Source organism: Pseudomonas sp. 44 R 15 (assembly GCF_900004965.1).
GTDB lineage: Bacteria > Pseudomonadota > Gammaproteobacteria > Pseudomonadales > Pseudomonadaceae > Aquipseudomonas > Aquipseudomonas orientalis_A.
Genome location: NZ_CVTU01000024.1, coordinates 1 through 1113, shown reverse-complemented (window position 1 = coordinate 1113; position 1113 = coordinate 1). Strand labels below are relative to the sequence as shown.

1 pseudogene is annotated in these 1113 nt (G+C 57.7%); it reads right to left on the bottom strand.

The features are described 5' to 3' along the window. A pseudogene (locus BFP93_RS02060) lies at positions 1 to 1113 on the bottom strand (RHS repeat protein); the annotation flags it as partial.

The window sequence follows — 1113 nt, the reverse complement described above, 5'->3', positions numbered from 1 at the left end:
CTTGCTGGGTGACGGCGTGGGCGTGCAGGCGGTTTTGGTCGTCGTAGTGGTAGTGGCTGAGCAGTTGGCCTTGTTGGCGTTGGTGTTCGCGACCTGCATGGAACAGGTGGGAGGTCAGCAGTGAGCCATTTAGCTCGACGGTGGCCAAGTGGCCGGCTTTGTCGTGGTTGAAGGTCAGACGGTTATTATCCGGCAGGCGTAAATGCTGAAGTTGGCCGCAGGCGTCATAGCCATAGCGCAAGGTGCCCCAGCCCTGATGTTCAGCAGTGAGACGGTTTTGTTTGTCGTACTCGTAGGCCAGCGCCCAGTGGCCGTCTTCGACGCTGAGGAGGTTGCCTTGGCGGTCGTAGGTGTAGTCGACCGTATTGCCATCGGGGAGGATTTTTCTTACAAGACGACCGGCATGGTCGCGCTCGTATTGGGTAATAAGCTGACTGCCATCGTCGCCGTGTTCGGTCTTTTCCAGCAGGTTGCCGTTGAGGTCGTAGGCGTAGGCGGTGCGTTGGCCGTCGAAGCCGGTTTCCTGTCGGATCAGGCCGTTGGGGTGGTAGTCCAGTTGATAGGTTTCGCCAACTTCGTTTTCGATTTCAGTCAGCAAAAGGCGGGCATTGTCGTAGCGGTACTTGACCTGGGTGCCATCGGCGTTGATGCGGCGGCTGATCAGGTGCAGGCCGTCGGCGTATTCGTAGCGGGTGACGTGGCCGAGTTCATCGCGTTCGGCGATGATTTTTCCGTAAGGGTTGTAGCTGAACTCCCGATAAGTACCGTCGGATTGGGTCAGTTTCAGCAGGCGCCCTACCGCGTCCCATTGATACTGAGTCAGCGCGCCAAGCTCATCCTCACGCGACAATTGCCGGCCCAGATCGTCATAGCGATAACGCATGATGCTTCCATTGGGCAACTGTTCTTCAACAAGCTGCCCACGCTCATTCCACACCAGCCGATGACAACTGTTGTCGGGATACCAGACCCCGGTCAGTTGCCCTTGCTTGTCGTAGCTGTAGTCCGTCGCGTCGCTGTCCGGATCAATCCTGCGGATGACATCGCCTTGCTCATTACGCTCGTATTTCCAAACCGCCTCACCACGCCGCACGACCCGTACGAAACCATTGT